This is a genomic window from Shewanella corallii, assembly GCF_023349125.1.
In the GTDB taxonomy this organism is placed as follows: domain Bacteria; phylum Pseudomonadota; class Gammaproteobacteria; order Enterobacterales; family Shewanellaceae; genus Shewanella; species Shewanella corallii.
This window is the reverse complement of sequence record NZ_JAKIKT010000005.1, coordinates 60963-86291: the sequence shown is the minus strand read 5'-3', so window position 1 is coordinate 86291 and position 25329 is coordinate 60963. Positions and strand designations below refer to the sequence as shown.

Below are 25329 nucleotides of genomic sequence, written 5' to 3'. Positions count from 1 at the left end.
GCCTCAGGATAACAGTATGGTTTCAGGCATGTAAACAGAATGATTGAGAACTGCAACTTATGAGTAAGCGCTGATCTTTTGGACTTTCCCTATCAGGCTGTAAAAAAGGCCTCAAAAGAGGCCTTCACAGCTATTTTTCCTGTGCCAGACTGCAGACACTTTGCTCACAGGGAATTCGGTTATTATCGGGATCCAACCCGGTAACACCACATTCATCCAAATAGTAAATCGCTTCCTGACAGGATCGCATTTGGCTGCACTGATTCTTGATTCCACACTGCCGGGCTGGGTCAAGGGGCAACACACTAAGCGAAGATCGGAGCATATCCGGGTAAGGAGAAGCGGCCAGTGCCGCTTTATCGTCCTGCAACGACTGCCATCTTTCGAGCGTCATAAACAAAATAATACTGACTAAGATAAGCATCCAGAATCTGAGAATATTTCTGGCACTGAACAATTGTGCCATGCCCATTTTACTGAAGCCGTAACTACGGCGGGGAACACCGGGAATGTCTGCTTTAACAGCCTTGGGACGACCACTGAGTTCATCCAACTCATAAGTGACCCTATCCCCCAACTGGGGAGGTCGACACAGATGTTCCAATTGGGAGAAGTAGATAAATACGTCCTGACTGCCATCATCCGGTAAGATGAAGCCGTATCCCCTGTCTTCATACCAATATCTCAGTGTTCCCTGATATCTCACACTGTCAATGCCAAATCCATGGCCTGTTAAATCCTGAAAAAGCATCACCTTCTCCTTGGCGAAGCAAACATTTATCTCAATATTATTAACATCTGAAATGAAATTTCGCCACCCTTTAAAGGCCGTTAAAGTGATGACAAAAAGCGAATAGCCCGGTCTAGATCCCGGGTTCGTTTCATTGGGGGCAGCGACGCGATAAACGCTTCACCATATGCCCGGTTAACGATTCGATTATCACAAAGGATCAGCACCCCTTTATCCCTTTCGTCCCGAATAAGCCGTCCGGCCCCCTGCTTCAGAGCAATAACCGCCTGGGGCAGCGACAACTGCATAAAGGGATCACCTCCCTGACGGGATATGGCGTCGGCTCTGGCCTTATAAAGTGGGTCATCCGGTGACACAAAAGGCAGCTTGTCGATCACCACGCAGGAGAGCAATTTGCCCCTGACATCCACCCCTTCCCAGAAACTGCCTGTGCCCAACAGTACGGCATTACCCAGCTTCCTGAATTTATCCAACAGGCTTTGTTTGCCACCCTGCCCCTGCACCAACACAGGCTGCAGCAATCTGGCTCTGAGGCCCTGGGCCACCAGCTCCATCATTCTGTGGCTGGTAAACAGGATAAAGGTGCGCCCGTCCGCGGCTTCCACCACCTTGATACAGAGGTCAATCAGTTGCCTGGCAGCCTGTTGTTGATTGGCGACGTTGGCCAGGTGTCTGGGTACACAAAACAGCGCCTGTCTTTGATAATCAAAGGGGCTGTCCAGAATCACCTCTCTGACATCCTTGAGCCCCAGCTCCCTGACAAAATGTTCCAGACTGCGATTCACCTGCAAGGTAGCCGAGGTAAATATCCAGCGGGTATCAATAGTAAACAGCGCACTGCACTCACGGGCTACATTGATTGGCGATATCCGCAACAGAGCATATTGGTGTCCGAGGTCGATACTGTAAGCTGAAGAAGGGTTTTCACACTCAAAAAATATCCGAAATTTGTCAGTGAGTTCCATCAGTTTGGGCAGACAATCATCCAACTCATCACTGCGTCCCAAATGCGCCTGAATGAGTTTGGCCAAACCATCCAGCTCGGCGATCAATTTCCAGCTGACGGCCATCATATCTTTATCGCCCAGCAGCGCCCGCCAGTCGGTTTGGCCGCGCTCAAACAAACCATTGTGCCAGTCGCTCAAAGCCTGCAGACAGCGAAGAGAAAATTGCCCAAGCTGGGCAGTATCCATCAGCTCTTCCCGGTAAATACCGTGGATATCTGACAGCATTTCGCTCAGGGTACGGCCGGAGCACTGCTGGCCGAAGTAAGTCACGGCGATATCAGGCAATAAATGAGCCTCATCGAATATCACCAAATCAGTTTGCGGCAGCAGCTCCGCAAAGCCGGTATCTTTCAGCACCCGGTCGGCAAAAAACAGGTGATGATTGACCACGATTACCCTGGCTTCCATGGCCCGGAGCCGTGCCTTGCGGGTATGACACTCAGCATAAAACTCACAGCGTTGACCGGTACATGTCTCCCGGGTGCTTCGCACCATATCAATAGCCATAGATGATTCAGGCACAGAAGTCAGAGTATCCAGGTCGCCATCTTTGCTGACACCTGCCCATTGATTGATCTTCAAAAGATCATCTATCACCCCTTCGTCCCGGCTGTGCACGCTCTCCACCTGCCGGGCAAGCCTCAGCTGACACAGATAGTTACTGCGTCCCTTAAGCAATGCCAGCCTTGGACTGGAGGGAAGTTTGGGGTCCAACATGGATAGTAGTGCGGGCAAGTCTTTATAAAACAACTGCTCCTGCAGGTTTTTACTGCCGGTACTGACGATGACAGATTTTCCCGATAACAGCGCAGGGATCAGATAACCAAAAGTCTTCCCCACCCCGGTACCGGCTTCCAGCACCAGAGTCTGTTTACGTTCAAGACAATCAACAATCTCCGCCGCCATCTGACGCTGCTCTGCTCTGGGGCGATAACCGCGGATATTGCACGCCAGCGGCCCCTGACTATCGAATACCGCATCTACCCGCCAGGCAAAGGCCGAGTTGGGCAGAGGCACAAAGGGTGCAGGAGGAATTGGCGTCTGGGATGGAAGGTATTTCAAACTTATAAGATATCTACCGAACGAAAAAGGCATTATGCCTGCTTCCCGATACAGCTCAAGGCAAATTCACCCGCCCGGCTGCCAAGCTTGCTCCAACCATTGATTTCACCATGATTGGCGTTTGATTTGCTCTGAAAATATTTCAGGTCAGGGACAATAGATCCTCATGCTTGAATAAAATTCAACCAAGACAAATAAGTCCTTGCAAGGCAAAAACAAAACCACTAGTGTAAAAAGCACGTTAACTGAGCAATCGCTCGGACACACGAATTAGACCAACAAATTTATTTAGAGAGTAAAAACCTGTTATGAACCCAGTTTTCGTTGCTATGCATCATCACCATCACGAGCGGTAGCCTTCGGAAGCTGACTGCCGAAGGTGTATTCCTTCTGGCGGTGTAAGCACTCTTTAATATGCATAAACCCCTGGAAGGAATTTCAGGGGTTTTTTAATACCCCGACCTTGGCAAAACCAAACAAACGGAATGCAAATAAGCCAAATTATCAGGGGTAACACACTATGACCGACAACCAGAGCTCAAGCCAACGTCTGCGAATTGCCATTCAAAAATCCGGACGCCTGTCCAAAGACTCGCAAAAGCTATTGAAAAGCTGTGGCGTGAAATTCAATGTTAACGAGCAGCGGCTTATCGCACACGCCGATAATATGCCCATAGATTTACTGAGGGTGCGCGATGACGATATCCCCGGCCTGGTGATGGATGGAGTGGTAGATCTCGGTATCATAGGCGAGAACGTGCTGGAAGAGGAGCAGATTGAACGGGAGTCTCTGGGCAAAGATGCCGCCTATACCAAGCTGAGACAACTGGATTTCGGTGCCTGCCGTCTGTCTCTGGCTGTACCCAACGAGTTTGACTATCGTGACTCAGGCTCATTGGAAGGATTACGCCTGGCAACCTCTTATCCCAACCTGCTGCGCCGCTATATGCAGTCAAAAGGCATAGTATACAAAGACTGTATGCTGAAAGGGTCCGTAGAGGTGGCCCCAAGAGCGGGTCTGGCTGATGGGATTTGCGACCTGGTTTCCACAGGTGCAACGCTGGAAGCCAACGGTCTGTATGAGACTGAAGTGATCTTCAAATCCATGGCCTGCATCATTCAGTCATCCGTCCCCCAATCCGATGCCAAGCAAGCCCTTATCGATAAAATCCTGTCCCGTGTGAATGGCGTTATCCGCGCCCGTGAAAGCAAGTACATACTGCTGCACGCCCCAACAGACACCCTGAATGAGATTGTTGCCCTGCTGCCAGGCGCAGAAAACCCCACTGTGCTGCCATTGAATGACGATACCAATCGCGTCGCCATTCACGCTGTGAGCAGTGAAGATCTGTTCTGGGACACAATGGAGGAGCTGACCAAGCTGGGCGCCTCTTCCATTCTGGTCATGCCAATTGAAAAGATGATGGGGTAAATCATGGAGCGCATTATCTGGAGTGCCCTTACAGTCAATGAGCAAAATAGCGCACTGGCGCGCTCGCCCCTGACCGGTAACGCCACATTGACTGAAGGCGTAAGCCGTATTATCGAGCGGGTGGCAAATGACGGTGACATGGCCCTGCGCCAAATGGCGCGGGAATTTGATAAGGCAGAACTCGAAAATCTGCAGCTCACCGAAAACGATATTTCAACAGCGTGTCAGCGGGTAAGGCCTGAGCTTAAACAGGCCATTGATGATGCAGCCGCCAATATCCAGGCCTTTCATCAGGCACAGCGCACTGAAGTCATCAGTGTCGAAACCCGTCCGGGCGTACACTGTGAACTGCGCAGTGAACCCATAGACAGTGTCGGTCTTTATATCCCCGGAGGCAGTGCGCCACTTATATCCACTGTGCTTATGCTGGCCATTCCAGCCCAAATATCAGGATGCCGCCGTAAGGCCCTTATCACACCGCCTCCTGTGGATGATGCCATTGTGTATGCCGCCAATGCCTGTGGTGTTGATGAGATTTATCTCTCCGGCGGCGCACAGGCCATTGCCGCTTTGGCACTCGGCACACAGAGCATAGCCTCTGTCGATAAGATTTTTGGCCCGGGTAATGCCTGGGTAACTGAGGCGAAAAGACAGCTGAGTCAGGACAGTCGAGCCCGAATCACTATTGATATGCCTGCCGGGCCATCTGAGGTACTGGTCATTGCAGACTCCTCAGCCAATCCTGAGTTTGTCGCAGCCGACCTCCTGTCTCAGGCTGAACACGGCCCTGACTCTCAGGTCATTCTGGTCACAGACAGCCCGTCGTTAGCCAGCATGGTGGAGGAAGCTGTGAGCAGCCAGTTGGATCAATTACCCAGAGCCGACATCGCCCGTCAGGCACTGGAGTGCAGCCGTATTATTGAGGTGGACAACTTACTCATGGCTGCCGAGGTCTCCAATCGCTATGGCCCTGAGCACCTGATAGTACAAACCCAAAGCCCAAGAGACTTATTACCTCAGCTCAGGGCCGCCGGCTCCATATTTCTGGGGCCCTGGACACCTGAATCCGTGGGTGACTATGCCAGTGGTACCAACCACGTACTGCCAACCTATGGCTACGCCGCCAGTGTCTCCAGCCTGTCGCTGGCTGACTTCAGCCGCCGCTTCACCGTTCAGGAGCTCAGTCGCAAAGGGTTGGACCAGATAGGCCAGACCGTCATGACCTTAGCTGCCGCTGAGCAGTTGGATGCCCACAGAAATGCCGTCAAGGTTCGAATGGAGGCCAACCAATGACAATGTCCGCAGACAACAATCCCAGAGCAAGGCGCAGTCCAGTTGTAGAGGAAAGAGCCATCAAGCTGGCTGCTCGACTGGCAAGGCCAGAGCTGCTGAGCCTTGAACCCTATCAAAGTGCACGGCGCATAGGTGGTCGAGGGGATATCTGGGTCAATGCCAATGAGTCGCCATTCAATAATACTGTGCTGGCCGGTGCCAATCGTTACCCCGAATGCCAGCCGCCAGCGCTTATTCAGGCCTATGCTGATTATGCAGATGTGCCTGCAGACTCCATCATATGTGGCCGCGGCGCCGATGAAGCCATTGAGCTGCTTATCCGTACCTTTTGCATTCCGGGCAGGGATGCCATTGTCACCTTTGGCCCCACCTATGGCATGTATGGGATCAGTGCTGCAACCTTTAATGTTGCGGTAACTGAACTCAAGCTCGACGGTGAGTTTGCGCTGCCTGGCCCGGGAGAGCTGGCGGGCAGTATCAATGATGAGAAGATCATCTTTGTCTGCAATCCCAACAACCCCACCGGTACTCTGGTGTCCAAAGCGCAAATTACCGGTTTGCTCACTCAGTTTCCGGACAAGCTGATTGTGGTGGATGAAGCCTATATTGAGTTTTGTCCTGAGCAAAGCTCGGCGCCTTTACTGAGCGAGTACCCAAACTTAGTCGTTCTCAGAACCCTGTCCAAAGCCTTCGCACTGGCAGGCATCCGCTGTGGTTTTATGCTGGCCAACCCCGGCATCTGCGAGCTGGTCATGCGTGTCATCGCCCCTTATCCGGTACCGGCACCGGTTGCTGATATGGCAACAGCAGCTCTGACTGAGACGGGTATAAACACTATGCAAACACAGGTTGAAGCCCTGATTGCCAACGGCAGGCGACTGGGTAAAGCACTAGAGCAAGCCGGTGCCACCGTCAGTATCAGTTTCGCCAACTTCCTGTTGGCTGAATATGAGGATGTGGACGCCATCAACGGACAAGCTTCACAAGCCGGGATAGTGGCACGCAGGTACAGTCATCCCCGTCTGGCGAATGCTATTCGCTTCAGCTTTACCAATGACGCTGAAACAGACGCCATTATCAGAGCGCTGTGCTCAGCTGAATCAGCCACTACTGAGAATTCAAAATAATCAATTTAAAGGTCTGGAACGAACAATGACGCAAAAGATCCTATTTATCGACAGAGACGGCACCCTGGTAGAGGAGCCTCCCATAGACAAACAGCTGGACAGACTGGACAAGCTCGCCTTTGAGCCGGGTGTGATCCCTGCCCTGCTGAGACTGCAAAAAGCCGGATTCAGATTGGTGATGGTCAGCAATCAGGATGGCCTGGGCACCCCCTCATTCCCGAAAGATGACTTCGATGCGCCACACAATTTGATGATGCAGATCTTCAGCTCTCAGGGGGTCAGATTCGACGACGTACTGATCTGCCCTCACTTTGACGATGAGAACTGCAGCTGTCGCAAACCCAAACTGGGATTGGTCAGAGACTATCTGACCGGCGGCAAGGTGGATTTTACCCGCAGCGCTGTTATCGGTGATCGGGATACAGATATTGGCCTTGCCGAGGCCATGGGCGTCGCTGGATTAAAATATGACAGACAAAACCTGACCTGGACTCAAATTGCCGATCAGCTGCTTGGTCGAAACCGGGTTGCCAGCGTCAGTCGCACCACCAAAGAAACCGACATTCAGGTAAAAGTGGATCTGGACTCCCCGGGACAAAGCCAGATCAGTACCGGCATTGGTTTTTTCGACCACATGCTGGATCAAATTGCCACCCACGGCAACTTCAGTCTGACCGTTGCCGTGGCCGGGGATCTGCATATTGACGACCACCACAGTGTCGAAGATACCGGCCTGGCACTTGGCGATGCTCTGCGTCAGGCTCTGGGCGACAAAATAGGTATCGCTCGTTTTGGTTTCTCCCTGCCGATGGATGAAGCCAGGGGTGAATGCCTGATTGATATCTCAGGCCGCCCCTTCTGCAAGGTGGACGCACAGTTTGAACGGGAAGCTGTGGGCGGCTTGGCGACTGAAATGGTGCCTCACTTCTTCCGCTCTTTCGCCGATGGTCTGAGAGCAACCCTGCAGATTGGCTGCGTGGGCGACAACGAGCACCACAAGGTGGAAGCCATGTTTAAAGCGCTGGGAAGAGCACTCAGACAGGCCGTAGCCATTGAAGGTGACGCACTGCCATCAAGCAAAGGCATGTTGTAAGGAGCCCGAATGAACCAACTAACGCAAGGATCAGCCGCGCAAGATACTTCTACTGTGATTATCGACACCGGCTGCGCCAATTTAAGCTCTGTTCGTTATGCCTTTGAGCGCCTTGGCGTATCACCTGTGATAAGCAGAGACGCCAATGTGATTAAAGCCGCCAAACGCGTGGTGCTGCCAGGGGTCGGTAGTGCCAAAGCTGCCATGGCATCACTGCAACGTAAAGGGCTGGACACCTTGATACCAGGTCTGACTCAACCCGTACTGGGGGTATGCCTGGGAATGCAGCTTTTGTGTCGTCAGTCCTCAGAGGGTGAGCAAATCACTCCCTGCCTCGGCATTATCGACACCGACATCAGTCAGTTGGATACCGGCTCCAAGCCTTTGCCACATATGGGCTGGAATGCAATCAGTCCAACAGCCCATCCACTGTTTAACGGCATTGATAGCGGTGAGTATGTTTACTTTGTTCACAGTTTTTGTGCACGGGAGTCTCAGTACACTCTGGCTCGCAGCGATTATGGACAGGTGTTCAGTGCAGCCATAGGCAAAGATAACTTTATGGGTGTGCAATTTCACCCGGAAAAAAGTGCGGCAGTAGGCGCCAGAATATTAAAGAATTTTATGGAGATGGGTGAATGATAATACCAGCTATCGACTTAATTGATGGTGAAGTAGTACGCCTGTATCAGGGAGACTATAACCAGAAAACCCGCTTTGCCCTGAGCCCGCTTAACCAGCTGGAGTTGTACCAATCACAGGGTGCGCAGTGGCTACATCTGGTCGATCTGACCGGAGCCAAAAACCCTGATGCCCGCCAAATCGATTTGATTAAAACCATAGCCGGCAAACTGACCGCCAAACTTCAGGTTGGCGGCGGTATTCGTACAAAGGAGCAGGTTGAAGAGCTGCTTGCTGCCGGTGTTAATCGCGTGGTGATAGGCTCACTGGCGGTTAAAGAGCCTGAGCTGGTGATGGACTGGCTTAAGCGCTACGGAGCTGACGCAATCTGTCTGGCACTGGATGTGAATATTAGTGAGATAGGCGAAAAACGGGTCGCGGTATCCGGTTGGCAGCAAGGTGGGGGAGTCAGTCTGGAATCCCTCACCGACCGCTTTATCGAAGCAGGGCTTAAACACGCTCTGGTGACAGATATCAGTCGTGACGGCACCCTTAAGGGATCAAATACAGAGCTCTACCGGGAACTCAGCGACAGATACCCTGACATCCAATGGCAGGCTTCCGGCGGTATCGCCACACTTGATGATGTCGCCGCCGTACGTGACAGTGGCGCAACTGCAATCATCATAGGCAAAGCACTGCTGATAGAGAATTTCAGCGCAGAGGAGGCAATTTCATGCTGGCCAAACGAATAGTCCCCTGCCTGGACGTCAGAGATGGTCTTGTGGTCAAGGGAGTGCAATTTCGCAACCACGAAATTATCGGAGATATCGTGCCGCTGGCCGCCAGATACGCGGCAGAGGGTGCTGACGAGCTGGTGTTTTACGATATCAGTGCCAGCGCCCGGGATGGTCTGGTGGATAAGTCATGGGTGGGGCGCATTGCCGAGCAGATAGACATCCCCTTCTGTGTCGCCGGTGGTATTAAAACTCTGGAGCAGGCCCGTGAACTATTGGCCTTTGGCGCCGATAAAATCTCAGTGAACTCTCCTGCCCTCTCCGATCCGGGTTTGATTAACCGTCTGCAGGATGAATTTGGCCGTCAGTGCATCGTCATCGGCATAGACTCCTTCCATGATAAAGCTACGGACAGCTATAAAGTGAAGCAATTTACCGGTGAGGAATCTGCCACCAAAGACACAGTTTGGTACACCCAGGATTGGGTAGAAGAGGTACAACGCCGGGGGTGCGGTGAGATTGTACTGAATGTGATGAATCAGGACGGAGTGCGTCAGGGGTACGACATTAAGCAACTGAGCAGTATACGTGCGATTTGTGATGTGCCTTTAATTGCCTCGGGTGGCGCTGGCACCATGGCGCACTTTGCCGAGGTATTTCAGCAGGCAAAAGTTGATGCAGCCCTGGCTGCCAGTGTGTTTCACAAGGGCATCATTCCAATTCCTGAATTAAAACAATATCTGACTGCAAAAGGGATATGTGTTCGTCCTGATGCTATAAGTTATTCATCAATAACAAATCTTACGCAGCCACAAGGTTAAGGGAACCAGCATGAACAAGGATATTTTTACCTCAGCAGATCTCGTTAATCGCGCCGATTTCAAAAAAGGCAACGGCCTGTTGCCTGCTATTGTTCAACACTCGGATACCGGCGATGTACTAATGCAGGGCTGGATGGACAAGACCGCCCTGCTGGCCACTCTGGAGTTGGGACTGGTAACCTTTTACAGCCGCTCCAAAGAACGCCTGTGGACCAAAGGTGAATCATCAGGTAACACACTCGAATGTCTCGCAGTATCTCTCGATTGCGATAATGACAGTCTGCTGGTGATGGCTCGCCCCAAAGGACCAACTTGTCACACAGGGGCTGAAACCTGTTGGCACGACCAGTTCGCACGACCTTTTCTGAGCCGGCTGGGACAGGTAATATCCAGTCGCAAGCAGGATGTCTACAAGGGCTCGATAAGCAATAGTTACACCGCCTCCCTGTTCAAATCCGGCAGCAAACGTATCGCTCAAAAAGTGGGAGAGGAAGGGGTGGAATGCGCACTCGCCGGTGCAACCTCAGACCGGGATGAGTTGGTTAATGAAGCCGCAGATTTGATGTTTCACCTGATGGTGCTCTTGGAAGATCAGGAACTTTCTCTCGCGGATGTTCAGAAACGCCTGGCAGATCGCCACGGCCGCTGACCGACAGCCACTAAAAAACAAGCGCCTTAGGGCGCTTGTTTTTTACCAACGAATGCCAACTGCATCACGCTTTGCATAAAGAGTCAGCAATCAGCTCTCCAACAGCTTGACCCCACCCTCTTGTCCACGTAATTTCGAACTTGTAACGCCACACCGTTACACCAATACAATACGATTTTTCTAATCTATACAGAGTTTAAAATGTCCAATTCACAAGACGACTATCTACCGCCACAACGGCGAAGATAGTTCACTATTCCCGCTGTTGTGGCCAGAACTCACCTACTCATTATTTTTCTGGTTCATAAGGGACACACATGCAACAAAATCGATTTATCGGCAGCCTGCTTATTATTGCCGGTACAACCATAGGTGCCGGTATGCTGGCACTGCCGCTGGCTGCTTCCGCTCTCGGCTTTCCTCTGGCCATCGCCGCCATGCTGATTATCTGGGCCTTGATGAGCTATACCGCACTGCTCATGTTGGAACTGCATCAGGATGCACAACAGGATGCCACCCTGCATACTCTCGCAAGACGTTACCTGGGCCGCCCGGGTCAATGGGTTGCCACCGCCTCCATGCTGTTTCTGTTTTACGCCCTGTGCGCGGCATACATTGCCGGTGGCGGGGAACAGTTGACTTCACGCCTGACTCCTTTGCTGATGTTGCCTGACTGGAGTGGCGCCCTTATCTGGACAGCTGTGGTCGCCGCCCTCATCATCAGTGGTACCGGCAAAGTCGATCTGGTTAACCGTGGCCTGTTCACCCTCAAGCTGATAGCTCTGGCGGTGATTCTGGTACTCCTGATGCCAAAAATTGAATGGATAAGATTACAGGCAACGCCTGCTCAAACTGCAGGTATGATGACCAGCATGCTGGCCGCACTGCCCGTCATCTTTACCTCCTTTGGCTTTCACGGCTCAATTCCGTCGGTTGTGCGCTACCTGGGCGTTGATATTAAAAAGCTGAGATTGGCAATTTTATTGGGCTCAGCCCTGCCCCTGATTGTGTACTGTCTGTGGCTTATGGTCAGCATTGGCAATCTGGGACAAAGTGCGCTGATGCAACAGGCGGGATTAAGTGAACTCGTGACCGGCCTGAGTGCCGCAGTCAACTCCCCGGCGCTGCAAAGTGTAATAGGAGGATTCGCCGATTTGGCTCTGGCGACCTCTTTCCTTGGGGTGGCTTTGGGGTTATTTGATTTTATTGGGGATATGCTCAGGCAAAAGCGCCTTGTCACCGGCTTGATCACCTTTGCACCGCCACTGGCTTTTGCCCTCTGCTACCCTTCCGGCTTTATTATGGCCCTGGGTTACGCCGCGATTGCGCTGGTTATTCTCGCGATTTTTCTGCCGGTAGCCATGGTATGGCAAAAACGGCATCAAGCGGCGAGTGAGGGCAACTATCGCACACAAGGTGGAACAGTTGGGCTGCTACTGGCCATGCTCTCAGGCTGCGCGATCATTGGCGCACAGCTGCTGGCCTGAAAAGCCCTTCCCATATAATAAACAAGGCAGCTTGAGCTGCCTTGTTTTACCCCAAATGCTATACCTGTGACTCCATATCAGTTTCCGCTCTCAGCTCCAACTCTTCACATGTTTCCGCAGCCAATGCACCGGATTCAGCAACCCCAAATCTGAATGCCAGCTGCCAGGGTTTTCCTGCCCGGGCATTAAAGGTATTGACTGTCTCCGTCATTTGCTCCAAAACCGTCTTAACCAAGGCATCCCCGCTTCGATAGGTCAGAAATATCGCAAACTTCCCGGCATTTACCCGGGCGACAATATCCATCTCCTGCACAGCCTGTCGCAGACAGGCTGCAAAGGAAATAAGGGCTTTTTTTTCAGCCTGCAGACTACCGTGTTCCCGGGTAATCCCGGTCAGGCCGCACAGCTCTATGCTTAAAAAAGTCCCCCTATGACCAACGCGCCCGCTTATGGTCAAAAGTTGGCTGACTAAACTATCGAAGCCACGGCGATTATAAAGACTGGTCAAAGTATCAAAATTCGCCAGATGGTCATTGTCCATCTCCTGCTCAACCAGCCAGCCAAACTCTGTGAGACTGATTAACTCTGCCGGAGATGGCTTCCTCGGCACAAAATCAATGATACAGAGAGTTCCCAAATGGAAGCCGTCAGCGGTTTTCAAAGGATAACCGGCATAAAAACGAATCCCGGGGTCGTCTGTGACCAAAGGATTATCAGCAAACCGCGAATCCTCTCTGGCATCCTCCACCAGAAAAACTTCCCCCTCGAGTATAGAATGCCCGCAAAAAGAGATATCTCTGGGGGTTTCAGTACAAAACTGCAGGCCTTGATTGGACTTGAACCACTGCCTGTCCTCATCCACCAGGCTTATCAGGCAAACAGGTACGTCGAAGAAGGCTTTCGCCAATAGCGTCAGCCGGTCAAACCTCTCCTCAGCCAGAGAATCCAACAGCCCGGTGCTGCGCAGACGTTCCAGTCTCAACTCATCACATGGGGGAATAGGTGCAGATTTCATCACATCCCTTGTTTATCCTGTCCTCTATAAAATATAACCAAGTTGGGACTTTCTGCTTTAAATCTGCGCCAACCCTGAATAAAAAAAGCCACTGCAATGCAGTGGATCGTAACTGATATATCGAGAACTCAGGCGTAAATATCAGGTTCTCCCTCGGGGCGGGTCTTCAATACCCTGAGGAACCACATATATTGTTCCGGGTAAGCCAAAATAACCTGCTCTACCGCCTTATTAAGTGCCAAAGCTTCATTCTCTTTACCCTGCATGGTATCTGCAGGCAACTCTGGCATGACAGTCAGGTCAAACTGACGGGTTTGACGGTTGTAACCTATTTTGACTGGCATCACGGCCGCATTACCTGCCTGGGCCAAACGTCCCACTACAGGTAATGTCGCCTTCGTTGTCCCCAGAAACGGCGCAAACACACTCTTATCACGGCCCAGATCTTCATCCGGCAAATAGAAGAAGCTGTTGTCGTTCTTGAGCTCGGAAAGCAGCGCACGAATACCTGCCTCCCGCATATACACGTGTCCACCGAGCGAGCTTCGCATACGATTATTAAACCAATTAAACAGCTCATTTTTATGGGCCTTGGCCATGGTTACCATGGGCAGTTCCAGGTTCAAGCGTAGACCGGCATATTCGATCCCCCACACATGGGGCATGATAAATATAACCGGCTTACCTGAGTCTCTGGCGGCCTGGACATGCTCAAAGCCCATCAGGTTCACCCGGCGGCGAAGGTTATTGCGACCTTTTAACACCAGTTCAGCCTGAGCCAGCAGGATCATCACGAAGTTTTCAACGTTTTCGTTGATCAGCTCTTCGATCTCATCCGCTGACTTTTCCGGAAAACAGGTGGTCAGGTTAGCGCGGGCAACACGAATTGGCTTTTTGGAAATACGCTTAACCAGATGAGCCAACTGCCTGGCGATAGGATCACGGATGAAAGCTGGCATCAGCCCGAAGATAAGCAACAACAGAATACCCAGCCATGATGGCCAGAGTCTGGGATGAAGCAGGGAAAATTTAAAGCTACGGTCGAAGTATTTGGGTTCTCTGGACAACTTGGGTTTCCTGAAAAAACGAAAGCGTGCAAATACTAAAGAAACCAAAACAGAAAAGCCACTCAGAGAGTGGCTTTTCTTGAACGGTAGGTATCCTACTTTTCGGAGTTGGCTACTTCTACCCGGCTCTTTAGCTTCTGACCAGGGCGGAAAGTAACGACCCTACGGGCCGAAATAGGGATATCTTCACCGGTTTTTGGGTTCCTTCCCGGGCGCTCGTTCTTGTCTCGAAGATCAAAGTTGCCAAAGCCTGACAACTTAACCTGTTCTCCACTTTCCAGTGCACAACGGATCTCTTCGAAGAACGACTCGACCATCTCTTTGGCAACCCGCTTGTTAATGCCCAGGCTTTCAAACAGATGTTCTGCCATTTCCGCTTTGGTAAGTGCCATACTTTAATCCCTCAACGATGCGTTGAACTCTGCTTTCAGAGCAGCAACAACTGCCTCAACCTTCTCGGCAATGTCCTTCTCTTCCAGCGTACGAGCTGTATCTTGTAACGTAAGTGCAATCGCCAGGCTCTTCTTGCCAGGTTCAACACCCTTACCTTGGTATACATCGAACAAGTTTAAGCCAACCAACTGATTCTCGCCAACTTTTCTTATCAGTTTGATTACATCACCTGAAGCAACACTGTCATCAACCACGACCGCAATATCTCGTCTGTTAGACGGAAACTTAGATACAGCCTGGGCTTGAGGAAGGTTGCTGCACAACAAGGCGTCCAGCTCCAACTCGAACACGATGGTTTTGCCATTTAGACCGAACGGCTTTTCAAGGCTTGGATGTACCGCACCTATGAAACCAATAACTCGATCATTTCTCAGAATTTCAGCACATTGCCCTGGATGTAGCGCACTGTGCGTCGCTCTTCTAAAGCTAAATTCTAGATCTGCAGCTGTCAAGCCAATAATCGCCTCCAAATCACCCTTAAGATCGAAGAAATCAACGGTTTTTGACTCCATTGACCAGTGTTCTTCACTATTTGGACCGGCAATTACAGCACCCAGCATCGCCTGCTGACGAACACCGGACTCGGCATTTTCGTCAGGAACAAAGCGCAAACCTGTCTCAAACAGACGCACACGGCCTTGCTGACGGCTCTGGTTGTAACCCACTGCATTAAGCAGACCGGTGAACATAGACAGGCGCATGGCCGACATTTCACTGGAGATAGGGTTAGGCAGGATCATAGCGTCCTGCTCTGGGTGCAACAGCTTCTGCAGCTTGGGATCAACAAAACTGTAGGTGATCGCTTCCTGGAAACCGCGGGCGGTCAACACACTACGAACGCGCTTCAGGCTCAGCTCTGCTTCTTTATGGTCAGACATCTTCAAAGCGGCAACTGGCGCAACATTTGGAATGTTGTTATAGCCGTAGATACGGGCCACTTCTTCAATCAAGTCTTCTTCGATCGCCATGTCAAAACGATAGGTCGCAGTCTTCACCTGCCAACCAGCCTCAACTACTTCAACAGTGAAGCCCAGGCGGGTCAGAATTTCGTTCACATCACTGTCTGAAATCACATGGCCCAGCAGTTTGTCCAACTTGGCACGACGCAGCAGAATGTTGGCAGGCTTTGGCAGATGCTCATCAGACTTGGCTTCAACCACAACACCGGCTTCGCCACCACAGATATCCAGCACCAGACGGGTGGCTCTATCCATGACTTTATGCTGCAGCTCGGGATCCACGCCACGCTCAAAACGGTGCGAGGAATCAGTGTGCAGGCCCAGGCGACGGGCTTTACCCATAATGGCCAGAGGCGCAAAGAAAGCACATTCCAGCATGATGTCTGTGGTCTCCTCAGATACGCCTGAGTACTCACCACCGAACACACCGGCCAGCGCCAAAGGTTTCTGTTCGTCAGCGATAACCAGTACATCGTTTGGTACTGTAATTTCAGTGCCGTCCAGCAGAGTCAGCTTCTCGTCACCATTACCCAGACGCACCTGAATGCCGCCATCCAGCTTAGCCAGATCGAAGGCGTGCATTGGCTGACCGAATTCAATCAGCACATAGTTGGTGATATCAACGATAGGGTCGATAGAGCGGATACCGCTGCGACGCAGCTTTTCCTGCATCCACATAGGAGTCGCGGCTTTAACGTTAACGTTTTTCACCACACGGCCCAGATAACGTGGACAGCTTTCAGGCGCGTTCAGGCTGATCTCAACCTTGTCTTCAGCGCAGGCGGTTACCGGCTCCCAGCTTGGCTGAGTCACTTCGGCGCGGTTCAACACACCGACTTCGCGGGCCAGACCGACCATACCCAGACAGTCAGCACGGTTTGCAGTCAGATCCACATCGATAACAGCATCATTCAGCTGCAGATACTCACGGATATCTGTGCCCAGCGGCGCATCCAGCGGCAGTTCGATAATACCGTCGCTTTCCACATCGATACCCAGCTCACTGAATGAGCACAGCATACCGTGTGAAGGCTGACCACGCAGTTTGGCCTTCTTGATTTTGAAATCGCCTGGCAAAACAGCACCAACCATAGCCACGGCCACTTTCAGACCCAGACGGCAGTTTGGTGCGCCACAAACGATATCCAGCAGCTCTTCGCCACCGACATTAATCTTGGTTACACGCAGCTTGTCAGCATCAGGATGCTGGCCACATTCAACCACTTCACCCACAACCACACCGGAGAAGTCAGCAGCAACGGCATCAACACCGTCAACTTCCAGACCTGCCATGGTGATCTGATGGGCCAGTTCTTCACGACTAACGGATGGATTTACCCACTCGCGCAGCCAGGATTCGGAAAATTTCATAACTGTACTGCTCCGTTATTTGAATTGCTTAAGGAAACGCAGGTCGTTCTCGAAGAACGAACGCAGGTCGTTTACGCCGTAGCGCAACATGGTCAGACGCTCAACGCCCATACCAAAAGCAAAACCGGAGTATTTCTCAGGATCGATACCTACGCTGCGCAGTACATTCGGGTGAACCATACCGCAGCCCAGCACCTCCAGCCACTTACCGTTTTTACCCATCACATCAACTTCAGCGGAAGGCTCTGTGAACGGGAAGTAAGAAGGACGGAAGCGAACCTGCAGGTCCTCTTCAAAGAAGTTACGCAGGAAGTCGTGCAGAATGCCTTTCAGCTCAGCGAAGTTCACATGCTCATCCACCAGCAAGCCTTCCACCTGATGGAACATTGGAGTGTGAGTCATGTCGTAGTCGTTACGATATACGCGACCGGGAGAGATAATGCGCAGCGGAGGCTGCTCATTTTCCATGGTACGGATCTGTACGCCTGACGTCTGGGTACGCAACATCACCTTCGGGTTGAAGTAGAAGGTATCGTGGTCCGCACGAGCCGGGTGGTGCTCGGAAATATTCAGCGCATCAAAGTTATGGAAATCATCTTCGATTTCAGGGCCATTCTTCACAGTAAAGCCCAGTTCGCCAAAGAAACTTTCAATACGCTCGATGGTGCGGGTTACAGGGTGTAAACCACCATTGCCCAGAGTACGGCCCGGCAGGGTCACATCAATTTGCTCTGCGCTCAGTTTGGCTTCCAGCTCGGCAGCCTTCAGGCCTTCGATACGCTGGGCCAGGCACTGTTGTACCTGTTGTTTAGCCTGATTCACTTTCTGACCAAAGACCGGCTTTTCTTCCGGGCTCAAAGTGGCCATCAGTTTCATCATATCGGTGATTTTACCTTTCTTACCCAGGTAATCGACGCGGATATCGTCCAGCGCCTTCAGGTCGCTGGCCTGGTCGATCGCTGCCAAGGCGAGTTCTACGATCTCAGTTAACTGCTGCATCTTCTCTTCCACTGCTTCACCAATCTCAAAGTCCAGCTTTGAATCGGTTAGGTGCACGTTGAATAATGTCCATCTCTTTCACCCAAAGCGTCCTTACCGACAATCCCCTGCGGGATCGCTGCCATTGGGTCAATAAAAAAGAGTAAAAGTTTACGCGACGCAAGCCGCTTTGACTAGGGTTAAATGGCCATTTTTGGCATTTAACCCTATGGTGGCAAAGCTCATTTTATGAACTTTATATGACGCCCCACAGAGCGCTGTATTCAGAATGACTAAAATAGCCACGACGGCTTCAAGGAGTCACAGTATTACTCGCAGGTATCCGGCGCTTAATGCCGGGTGGCTAACGTTGAAACAATTCGGGTAAATTAGCAAAATATTCATCCTGTACAACATTTTACTTATGGCCAAATAGTGCGATAGGGGTAAAGTGTTGATATCTGGTTCATGCATTTCGGCATTTTATTATTCCATGACCGCACATCATAACTCTGAAAATCCAACCGGCATTCGCCAATGGCTGCGCAGCTTGCCTGTAAAAATCAGTCTGATCCAGCTGGCCATTGCGCTGGCGCTAATACTGCTGACCTGGTGGATCATGTTGGGGATACAGAAACAGCAGCTGATGACTCAGGAACTGACTGTAAATCGCCATCTGGGGCAACTTGTGGTCACCCGGCTGCATGAGGCCACGGCACAGGTCAATAGTCTGGTAGCATCATTATCCAGTCTGGGAGAGCTGGAAAGTGGCTCTACGGCCAAGCTGAGAAAAGTGGTCCCTGCCCTGCTCGATCTGGAAAGTCAGAAACAGCTGATTGCAGGTGGCGGGATCTGGCCTGAACAAACTGAGTCCTCCACCGGGGAGAGCGCCTTTTGGGCCCGGACTGAGTCTGGTGAACTCACCGAGGTCAAAGGTTACTCTGGACAGAACTATCGTCACGAGTTTTGGTACGAACCCACCCGACTGCTCCCCCGGGGCAAGACCTTGTGGTCCAAAGCTTATCAGGACCCAGTTACCCGGGAGACCATGGTTACAGCGTCATCAGCCATGTGGTTCGATCACAGTTACCTCGGGGCTGCCACTGTTGATATCAGCCTTGAGCACCTCAATCAGTTTATTGATGCGGGAAGAACTGACATTCCGGGCTATGTGCTGGTTGTTGACCCTTATCGTCAGATCATCGCTGCGCCCGGCAGCCTGACGTCAAAGCAATTACCTCTTACTTTTTCCGAGCTCCAGTCTACGCACCCTGAAATGGAGCAACTTGCCAAGCGGCTGATTGAAGCCGATCAACAACAAAAGCTTAAGGGGGCCTACAGGTTTAATGCCCAACACAGCGCCGCGGAGCATATCCCGGGGCTTAACGATGATGATGCCAAGAGAACGCAAACCCTGCTTGCCAATCTGACACAGGGCTGGCCCGGCAGCCCATTGGAATTAACCAGCTTTACCCTGGCCAAAGATCCTCTGCTGAATGAGCGGGTCATGGTCTCTGTTTTTCTGATGCCGGATACCCTTTGGCACGTGATAATTGCCACACCACTTGATGCCCTCGGGAAAGAAGCACAGGGGATCGCCGGTAAGGTGGGCTTGCTGCTGGTCGTCATTCAGGTACTGGCGCTGTTTATGTTGTTTTGGGTACTGCACAGAATGTTGGTCAGCCCCCTCAGCCGTATGGCTCAGGCACTGTATCAGGACAGGCCAGAACAGTTGGAGATAGAAGCCAGTCAACGCAATGATGAGCTTGGCAAACTGGCTGCAGCTTTCGTATCGCGTCATCAACAGTTGGAAACCGCGCTGGCCAGCCTCGAAGCCAACCACCTGGCTTTGGAACAGCAACTGGCCGTCCAACAGGAATCAAAGCTTGAGTTGGGCAGATACAGAGATCTGCTACAGGCACTGATGGAATCATCGCCCAATATGATTTTTGTAAAAGACCTCAAGGGTGTCTATCAGATGGTTAACCCAAGGTATTGCCAGGTTGTGGCGCGGGAGCAGAGACAGATTGTTGGCCATACCGATGAAGAAATATATCCGGTTCTGGATGCGAAGCGTTTCCACACCAATGACCAAAAGGTATTGCAATCATCCGAGCCCATCACCTTTGACGAGATATTGAGTGACCACAGAGGCGACAGGTACTTCAAGGTGACCAAGTTTGCTATCCGTAATGAGGAAGATGAAGTGTTGGCCATAGGGGGCATCGGCCACGAGGTTGTCCCCAAAGGGACTGAGAGAATCGGCTGATTGATGAGAGTAAAAAGGCACCCTGAGGTGCCTTTTTTATCAACCGCAATGTGAGGGCTATTTTTCCACATCCACCAGATAGTGCCCTTCCAGCCAGTTACGGCCAATCAACAGCTTCTGGCGCATTTTGCTTCTGTCCTTCAGATTTACCAGCACCTTGTACTCTTTACCCGGCTCGCCTAACTCCAGCTCCACCATGTAACGGATTTCGCTGCCCTGAGCATTACGGATCAGGGAGGTATTCTTAATCCTGGTGGTGACTTCGGCGGACTGGCCTTCCTCATTGCTTGTGGTGAAGGTCACCAGCTTGCCAATATTGTTCTCCATATTCTGTTTGTCTTCATCATGAACACGGATATGGGTAGCGTGCAGGGAGTTTTCGACCGCGCCGGTGTCAATACGGGCGTGATAGGTCAAATCTGATTCAACAATGTGGATTGGTGCTCTGGCCCCGATCACCGGCAGCTGCTGCACATCCACCAGATAATGGCCTTTAATCCAGTTACGACCGATCAACATCTTATAGTCCATATGGCGGCGGTCTCTTAAGTTAACCTTCACCTTACGGGCATCCCCGGCAAAGTTCAGCGTCAGCTCAACCATATAGCGTGACTCTGTACCCTGGGCATTCTTCACAGTGGAGACATCGACGATTTTCGCCTCCATTTGAGATTGTTTACCCTCTTCATTGGCGGTGGTGAATCTCAACATCTTGCCGATATTGTCTTTCTTCTTGCTGACCTCACCACCGATAACTTGAAGGTCAAAAGCGTGCAATGAGCTGTTGGATGCGCCGGTATCAATACGGGCTTCAAAGGGGATGCCGCCTTCTTCCAGAGTGAATGGCTCTGAGGGCCCTAACACGGGCTTGTCGTAAGCTGAACTGACCAGGGGAAGGAGGGACATAAAAAACAGGATCACTCTTAACATTACCGGACCTCTTAACTGTCACGGCATGTCAGGCGTGACAGAGTTAAACCGCTACAGGCTCCTTTTGAAGCCATGCTCTGGCCGATTCCCGTTCTGAAGTGGAATAGATCTTCACCGGACAAGGCATCATCCCCGCCAGCGTTTGTGCCATTCCCCTCATCACAGCGTCATCGGCAAGCACGACAATACGCGAAAAGTCACTCAAGTGAAAGAATCCCAACATAGCTTCATTCCAAAGCGTACCTACGGTAATGCCCTTAAAGCTTGCATCAAATTCATACCAGAGACGGATACTGGCGTGGTCCTGCAACCTGGACTCTATCGCTGGCTCCAGCACCTGAGCGTAGTCGTCGCTGCACAACAGATCCTGAGCGACCACGGCAACAGTATCATGAGGAAAATCGGGTAAAAGGGTTAACATGCGCGCCTCCCTGCAAAATAGGTTTTGCACTCTTGCTCAACTATTAATTGCTGAAACAATTATAGAAGCTTTACAGCAAAAGGAGGCATTTAATACTTAACTGGCATCCAACCTGCGGTATGTGGCCATCATGGTTGAGATAGCGGTATCGAACAGGTTTTTTATCAGGCCTGCGTAGTCAGTGATAAACAGAGCCTGCTCCCGGGTCATTGGCTTATCCACCACCTCAGCCAGCACCTGTTCCAGATCGGCAACTATGGCATCAACTTCGCGGATCACCCTGTTCCTTTGCTCAAAACTCAAGCCTGGGTGTTGGCCGCATAGTAATATCACCTGGGCCGATAGCTGCTCTTCAAAGTACTCGAGCACGGGTTGATTTACGCTGATATCGCCATTGGGAGCATTGAAAAGCTCAAGGTTTTCACCCAAAAACGTCAACAGATGGGTGTAACCTTCAGAGTCTGTCACCATAATCTATGCTCCCGATCTGGCAGCTCCCTAGGTTTTGGAGCTGAGGGTAATCACAAAGCTGACTGGTACCGCTTCACTGATCGCCTTTAATCCGGCAACCTGTCTGAGCTTTTCCACCCCGGCGCTCAGTGCAAATTGTCCTGCATTGACCACTATGGGCTGAAAGCTACTCACAGTCAGGGTGTTGTTATTCAGCCTGGCGACCATCACATCAAAGGTCATCGGCTGGCTCTTACCATGCAAGGCAACTTTGGCACTGACCTGCACTACCGCCTGTTCACCCGCCTTAATGCTGTTAATCGCCGCCATATCGACGTCAGCGTTAAGCTCAAGTTCGGGGAATTTACCCACTTCGAACAGCATGCTTTGCATACGCTCGTTGCGGATATCTATCCCTGTCTGTACGCCGGTCAGAGGAATGGTCAAACTGAACTTTCCCTCTGACGACAGTGCGCCACTTACCTTGGTAAAACGGCTGACTTCGGCGATATTACCTTGCTTGATGGTAATAAAACTTACGCGGGAATCCTGGTTTTGGATTACCCAATCTGCAGCCAGTGACAACCCCGGGGTCATCAATACCAGTGTCAGTAACCAATGTTTCATCTGCTTTCTCTCCCCGGCCATCCCGACCGATATCAAACCAGTAGTGATAGGATGTAGGGACATACAGGTGCCTGGTGCGCCCGACTTCAATGTTCCCGTGTTGCGCAACTGGGCCTGTCATTTCAGTCTAGCAGTTTTGCAACTTGTCTGGACCAGAGATCCAGTTGGCGGCTGAACGCATGCTTGTCCTGATTGGATAAGGCTGCCGGGCCACTGGTTTGGATCCCTGAACTTCTGAGAGTATCAAAGAAGTCCCGCATATTCAGCCGCTCTCCAATATTCTCTTTGGTCATGGCTTCTCCCCTTGGAGTTACCACAAATGCCCCTTTTTTCAGTGCGTCGGCCGCCAGAGGAATATCACTGCTGATGACCAGATCATTGGCACTAACTCTCTCCACCAGATAGTTATCAGCCACATCGAACCCCTGCTCAACCCTGATCACAGAGATATAACGACTGGGCGGGATCCGGATGCTGTGATTGGCCACCAGCTTAAGTGGCACCTTCATTCGCTCTGCCGCTTTAAACAGAATTTCTTTTACCGGATTTGGACAGGCGTCCGCATCAACCCAGATGGTAACCATTAATCAACACCTTAACTTGTAATTTATCTGACATATCCGGCTGCTACATTGCGGCTTCAGCACCAGCTTGTTAACACCGGATTGATTAAGAGGATTCTATGTCAGATCAAGTCATCACTGGAACTGTAAAGTGGTTCAACGATGAAAAGGGATTTGGATTTCTGGCCCGTGAAGGCGCCGGCGATGTATTTGTCCACTTCAGAGCCATCAATGGCAGTGGCCGTCGAACATTGAAAGAGGGACAATCCGTCACTTTTCAGGTAGTTCAGGGTGAAAAAGGCCCACTGGCGGAAAATGTTACGCCTCTGGCCTGAGTGACCTGGAGATTGAGGGAGCGTATCAACCGCGCTCCCAACAACCATAAGCGCACCGGCCAGGTGCGCTTTGGGCTCGCAAAGAAATTAATCCTTACCGATCGGCTCAGGGCGCCAGTCGCTCTACCTGCCAACTGTCCCCTTCACGCATATAGATAAACCTGTCATGCAGTCTGTGCTCGCCACCCTGCCAAAACTCAACCGTTTCCGGCTTCACCCGGTAGCCGCCCCAGAACTTAGGCAGAGGAACTTCCCCTTTGGCGAATTTGGCTTTCATTTCGTTGAACTTGGTTTCCAGCGCCTGACGGGCAGTTAAGCGGCTGGATTGATTGGAAGCCCAGGCAGCAATCTGACTCTCTTTAGGGCGGGTAATAAAGTATTTGAGTACCTCAGCCGTAGACAAAGGCTCGGCTACGCCGGTAACCGATACCTGGCGTTCCAGCATATGCCAGGGAAAGTGCATACTGATTTTGGCATTCTGAGCCAGATGGGTAGCCTTGCGGCTTTCCAGATTGGTGAAGAACACAAAGCCATCATCATCGAACTGTTTAAGCAGCACGATACGTTGCCAGGGCTGACCATCTTCATCCACTGTTGCCACACACACGGCAGTCGGATCCATCAAGTTGGCCTTGATGGCCTGATCCATCCAATGCCTGAAAAACGCCATAGGTTCCGGCGTTAAGTCATCCCGGCGCAGACCGCCACGGAGATACTCGCGGCGAACCTGGGTCAAATCTGTCATTCATACTTCCTTTTCACATCGCGGGCCCGAAAACTCCATCAGGCTGCCTTTGGTTTCACAGGGATATATAACAAAAAAGCCAGTGTGGATCACACTGGCTTTAACTGAATGAAGAAATATCCTACAGGATTATTCTTGAATCTTGCCCTGGCTGGCTGCCCAAACATGCAGCATTTCCAGACCCAGAGTGGCCGCCGCCAAAGAGGTGATCTCGGCGTTGTCATAAGATGGCGCAACTTCCACTACGTCCATACCTACGATATTCAGGCCCTGCAGACCTCGGATAACCTTCAGCGCTTTGTCGCTTGTCAGGCCGCCGATAACCGGAGTACCTGTACCTGGAGCGAAAGCAGGATCCAGACAGTCGATATCGAAAGTCACATACAAAGGCATGTCACCTACGCGGGCCTTGATCTGAGCCACGATTTCATCGGCGGTCATTTCATTGGCCATACCGGCGTCAATCACCTGGAAACCGTGACCATCTTTGGTGTACTCGGTACGGATACCTACCTGCACAGAGTGGTCTACATCGATCAGGCCTTCTTTCGGCGCTGTGTAGAACATGGTGCCATGGTCGTATGGGCTACCCTGGCTGTAAGTGTCGGTATGAGCATCAAAGTGCAGCAGTGCCATCTTACCGTGTACCTTATGGTGGGCACGCAGCAGCGGCAGAGTCACGAAGTGATCCCCACCCAGGCTCAGCATGGTTTTGCCGGATTTTACAATCGCAGTGGCAAAATCTTCGGCACGCTGGGTAAAGTCAGCAGCGTCACCCAGGTTGAATACCAGATCACCGGCATCCACGACCTTAATATGGTCAAACAGACGGAAGTCCCATGGCCAGCGCTTCTCTTCCCACGCCAGGTTGGTCGATACCTTACGGATCGCGCCAGGCCCCATGCGGCCACCGCTGCGACCGGTCACGGCCATATCAAAAGGTAAACCCAGTACAACAACGTCAGCGTCGCTTTCAACAGGCTTGAAATCCAAAGGCTGACGCAGATATCCGAACGCGTTAGAAAACAGCGAATAATCTGCTTTGTCTGCAATGGTGGTCATATTC

At 51.5% G+C, this 25329-nt stretch carries 25 protein-coding genes; 11 read left to right on the top strand and 14 right to left on the bottom strand.

What is annotated here, in order from left to right; genetic code table 11:
* Positions 1–130: 130 nt before the first annotated feature.
* Positions 131–751: a cold shock domain-containing protein gene (locus L2725_RS13500; protein WP_249249440.1), complete on the bottom strand. Its 621-nt coding sequence runs from the start codon at positions 749–751 to the stop codon at positions 131–133.
* Between the two features lie 80 nt (positions 752–831).
* A complete protein-coding gene (yoaA, locus tag L2725_RS13495; protein ID WP_428985289.1) occupies positions 832–2820 on the bottom strand; it encodes a DNA repair helicase YoaA in 1989 nt (662 codons plus the stop codon).
* A gap of 520 nt (positions 2821–3340) precedes the next feature.
* On the opposite strand from yoaA, the gene hisG reads away from it, so the two are divergent.
* The 9 genes from hisG to L2725_RS13450 all read left to right on the top strand — a co-directional run bounded on the left by hisG (position 3341) and on the right by L2725_RS13450 (position 12080).
* Positions 3341–4252, top strand: coding sequence for an ATP phosphoribosyltransferase (hisG, locus tag L2725_RS13490; protein ID WP_248937105.1), 912 nt, complete (start codon positions 3341–3343; stop codon positions 4250–4252).
* A gap of 3 nt (positions 4253–4255) precedes the next feature.
* On the top strand, positions 4256–5545 hold the full coding sequence (gene hisD, locus L2725_RS13485) for a histidinol dehydrogenase (protein ID WP_249249439.1): 1290 nt from the start codon (positions 4256–4258) through the stop codon (positions 5543–5545).
* Between the two features lie 2 nt (positions 5546–5547).
* Entirely contained in the window at positions 5548–6672 is a 1125-nt protein-coding gene (gene hisC / locus L2725_RS13480; protein WP_249249627.1) for a histidinol-phosphate transaminase, read from the top strand.
* A 25-nt stretch (positions 6673–6697) separates the two neighbouring features.
* Positions 6698–7765 (top strand): bifunctional histidinol-phosphatase/imidazoleglycerol-phosphate dehydratase HisB, encoded by a 1068-nt coding sequence (gene hisB / locus L2725_RS13475; protein WP_115137716.1) that lies wholly within the window; start codon positions 6698–6700, stop codon positions 7763–7765.
* Between the two features lie 9 nt (positions 7766–7774).
* Positions 7775–8407 carry an imidazole glycerol phosphate synthase subunit HisH gene (gene hisH, locus L2725_RS13470; protein ID WP_249249438.1) on the top strand — a complete coding sequence of 211 codons (633 nt, stop codon included), beginning with the start codon at positions 7775–7777 and terminating at the stop codon, positions 8405–8407.
* Entirely contained in the window at positions 8404–9141 is a 738-nt protein-coding gene (hisA, locus tag L2725_RS13465) for a 1-(5-phosphoribosyl)-5-[(5-phosphoribosylamino)methylideneamino]imidazole-4-carboxamide isomerase (protein WP_249249437.1), read from the top strand. Before hisH ends, hisA begins: the two co-directional genes overlap by 4 nt.
* On the top strand, positions 9123–9944 hold the full coding sequence (gene hisF, locus L2725_RS13460; protein ID WP_249249436.1) for an imidazole glycerol phosphate synthase subunit HisF: 822 nt from the start codon (positions 9123–9125) through the stop codon (positions 9942–9944). Before hisA ends, hisF begins: the two co-directional genes overlap by 19 nt.
* 10 nt (positions 9945–9954) lie before the next feature.
* A complete protein-coding gene (gene hisIE / locus L2725_RS13455) occupies positions 9955–10593 on the top strand; it encodes a bifunctional phosphoribosyl-AMP cyclohydrolase/phosphoribosyl-ATP diphosphatase HisIE (protein WP_249249435.1) in 639 nt (212 codons plus the stop codon).
* Positions 10594–10910: 317 nt separating this feature from the next.
* Complete coding sequence (locus tag L2725_RS13450; RefSeq protein WP_249249434.1) at positions 10911–12080, top strand: aromatic amino acid transport family protein; 1170 nt, start codon at positions 10911–10913, stop codon at positions 12078–12080.
* Positions 12081–12138: 58 nt separating this feature from the next.
* Here the strand turns inward: L2725_RS13450 and L2725_RS13445 are convergent, their stop codons facing one another.
* The 5 genes from L2725_RS13445 to pheS all read right to left on the bottom strand — a co-directional run bounded on the left by L2725_RS13445 (position 12139) and on the right by pheS (position 17944).
* Positions 12139–13095, bottom strand: a complete 957-nt coding sequence (locus L2725_RS13445) for a diguanylate cyclase domain-containing protein (protein ID WP_249249433.1) — start codon at positions 13093–13095, stop codon at positions 12139–12141.
* Between the two features lie 128 nt (positions 13096–13223).
* Positions 13224–14162 carry a lauroyl-Kdo(2)-lipid IV(A) myristoyltransferase gene (gene lpxM / locus L2725_RS13440; RefSeq protein WP_249249432.1) on the bottom strand — a complete coding sequence of 313 codons (939 nt, stop codon included), beginning with the start codon at positions 14160–14162 and terminating at the stop codon, positions 13224–13226.
* Between the two features lie 95 nt (positions 14163–14257).
* The gene (gene ihfA / locus L2725_RS13435; RefSeq protein WP_248937097.1) at positions 14258–14554 is read right to left on the bottom strand and encodes an integration host factor subunit alpha; all 297 of its coding nucleotides are present in this window, start codon (positions 14552–14554) and stop codon (positions 14258–14260) included.
* A gap of 3 nt (positions 14555–14557) precedes the next feature.
* A complete protein-coding gene (gene pheT, locus L2725_RS13430; protein WP_249249430.1) occupies positions 14558–16945 on the bottom strand; it encodes a phenylalanine--tRNA ligase subunit beta in 2388 nt (795 codons plus the stop codon).
* 15 nt (positions 16946–16960) lie between these two features.
* The gene (pheS, locus tag L2725_RS13425) at positions 16961–17944 is read right to left on the bottom strand and encodes a phenylalanine--tRNA ligase subunit alpha (protein WP_115137815.1); all 984 of its coding nucleotides are present in this window, start codon (positions 17942–17944) and stop codon (positions 16961–16963) included.
* Positions 17945–18416: 472 nt separating this feature from the next.
* Between pheS and L2725_RS13420 the strand changes: the two genes are divergently transcribed.
* A complete protein-coding gene (locus L2725_RS13420; RefSeq protein WP_249249429.1) occupies positions 18417–20192 on the top strand; it encodes a PAS domain-containing protein in 1776 nt (591 codons plus the stop codon).
* Positions 20193–20249: 57 nt separating this feature from the next.
* On the opposite strand, the gene L2725_RS13415 is transcribed toward L2725_RS13420, so the two are convergent.
* From L2725_RS13415 to L2725_RS13395, 5 genes are all read right to left on the bottom strand, one after another.
* The gene (locus L2725_RS13415) at positions 20250–21122 is read right to left on the bottom strand and encodes a putative ATP-dependent zinc protease (protein ID WP_249249428.1); all 873 of its coding nucleotides are present in this window, start codon (positions 21120–21122) and stop codon (positions 20250–20252) included.
* Between the two features lie 43 nt (positions 21123–21165).
* A complete protein-coding gene (locus tag L2725_RS13410; protein ID WP_249249427.1) occupies positions 21166–21543 on the bottom strand; it encodes a SpoIIAA family protein in 378 nt (125 codons plus the stop codon).
* A gap of 96 nt (positions 21544–21639) precedes the next feature.
* Complete coding sequence (locus L2725_RS13405) at positions 21640–22014, bottom strand: DUF3802 family protein (RefSeq protein WP_249249426.1); 375 nt, start codon at positions 22012–22014, stop codon at positions 21640–21642.
* Positions 22015–22041: 27 nt separating this feature from the next.
* The gene (locus L2725_RS13400) at positions 22042–22620 is read right to left on the bottom strand and encodes a YceI family protein (protein WP_249249425.1); all 579 of its coding nucleotides are present in this window, start codon (positions 22618–22620) and stop codon (positions 22042–22044) included.
* Between the two features lie 122 nt (positions 22621–22742).
* Positions 22743–23204, bottom strand: coding sequence for a YaiI/YqxD family protein (locus L2725_RS13395; RefSeq protein ID WP_115137702.1), 462 nt, complete (start codon positions 23202–23204; stop codon positions 22743–22745).
* 98 nt (positions 23205–23302) lie between these two features.
* Between L2725_RS13395 and L2725_RS13390 the strand changes: the two genes are divergently transcribed.
* Entirely contained in the window at positions 23303–23518 is a 216-nt protein-coding gene (locus L2725_RS13390; RefSeq protein ID WP_115137701.1) for a cold-shock protein, read from the top strand.
* A gap of 106 nt (positions 23519–23624) precedes the next feature.
* On the opposite strand, the gene pdxH is transcribed toward L2725_RS13390, so the two are convergent.
* Both pdxH and speB read right to left on the bottom strand, forming a co-directional pair.
* Entirely contained in the window at positions 23625–24263 is a 639-nt protein-coding gene (pdxH, locus tag L2725_RS13385) for a pyridoxamine 5'-phosphate oxidase (protein ID WP_249249424.1), read from the bottom strand.
* A gap of 129 nt (positions 24264–24392) precedes the next feature.
* On the bottom strand, positions 24393–25325 hold the full coding sequence (gene speB / locus L2725_RS13380; RefSeq protein WP_249249423.1) for an agmatinase: 933 nt from the start codon (positions 25323–25325) through the stop codon (positions 24393–24395).
* Positions 25326–25329: the final 4 nt, after the last annotated feature.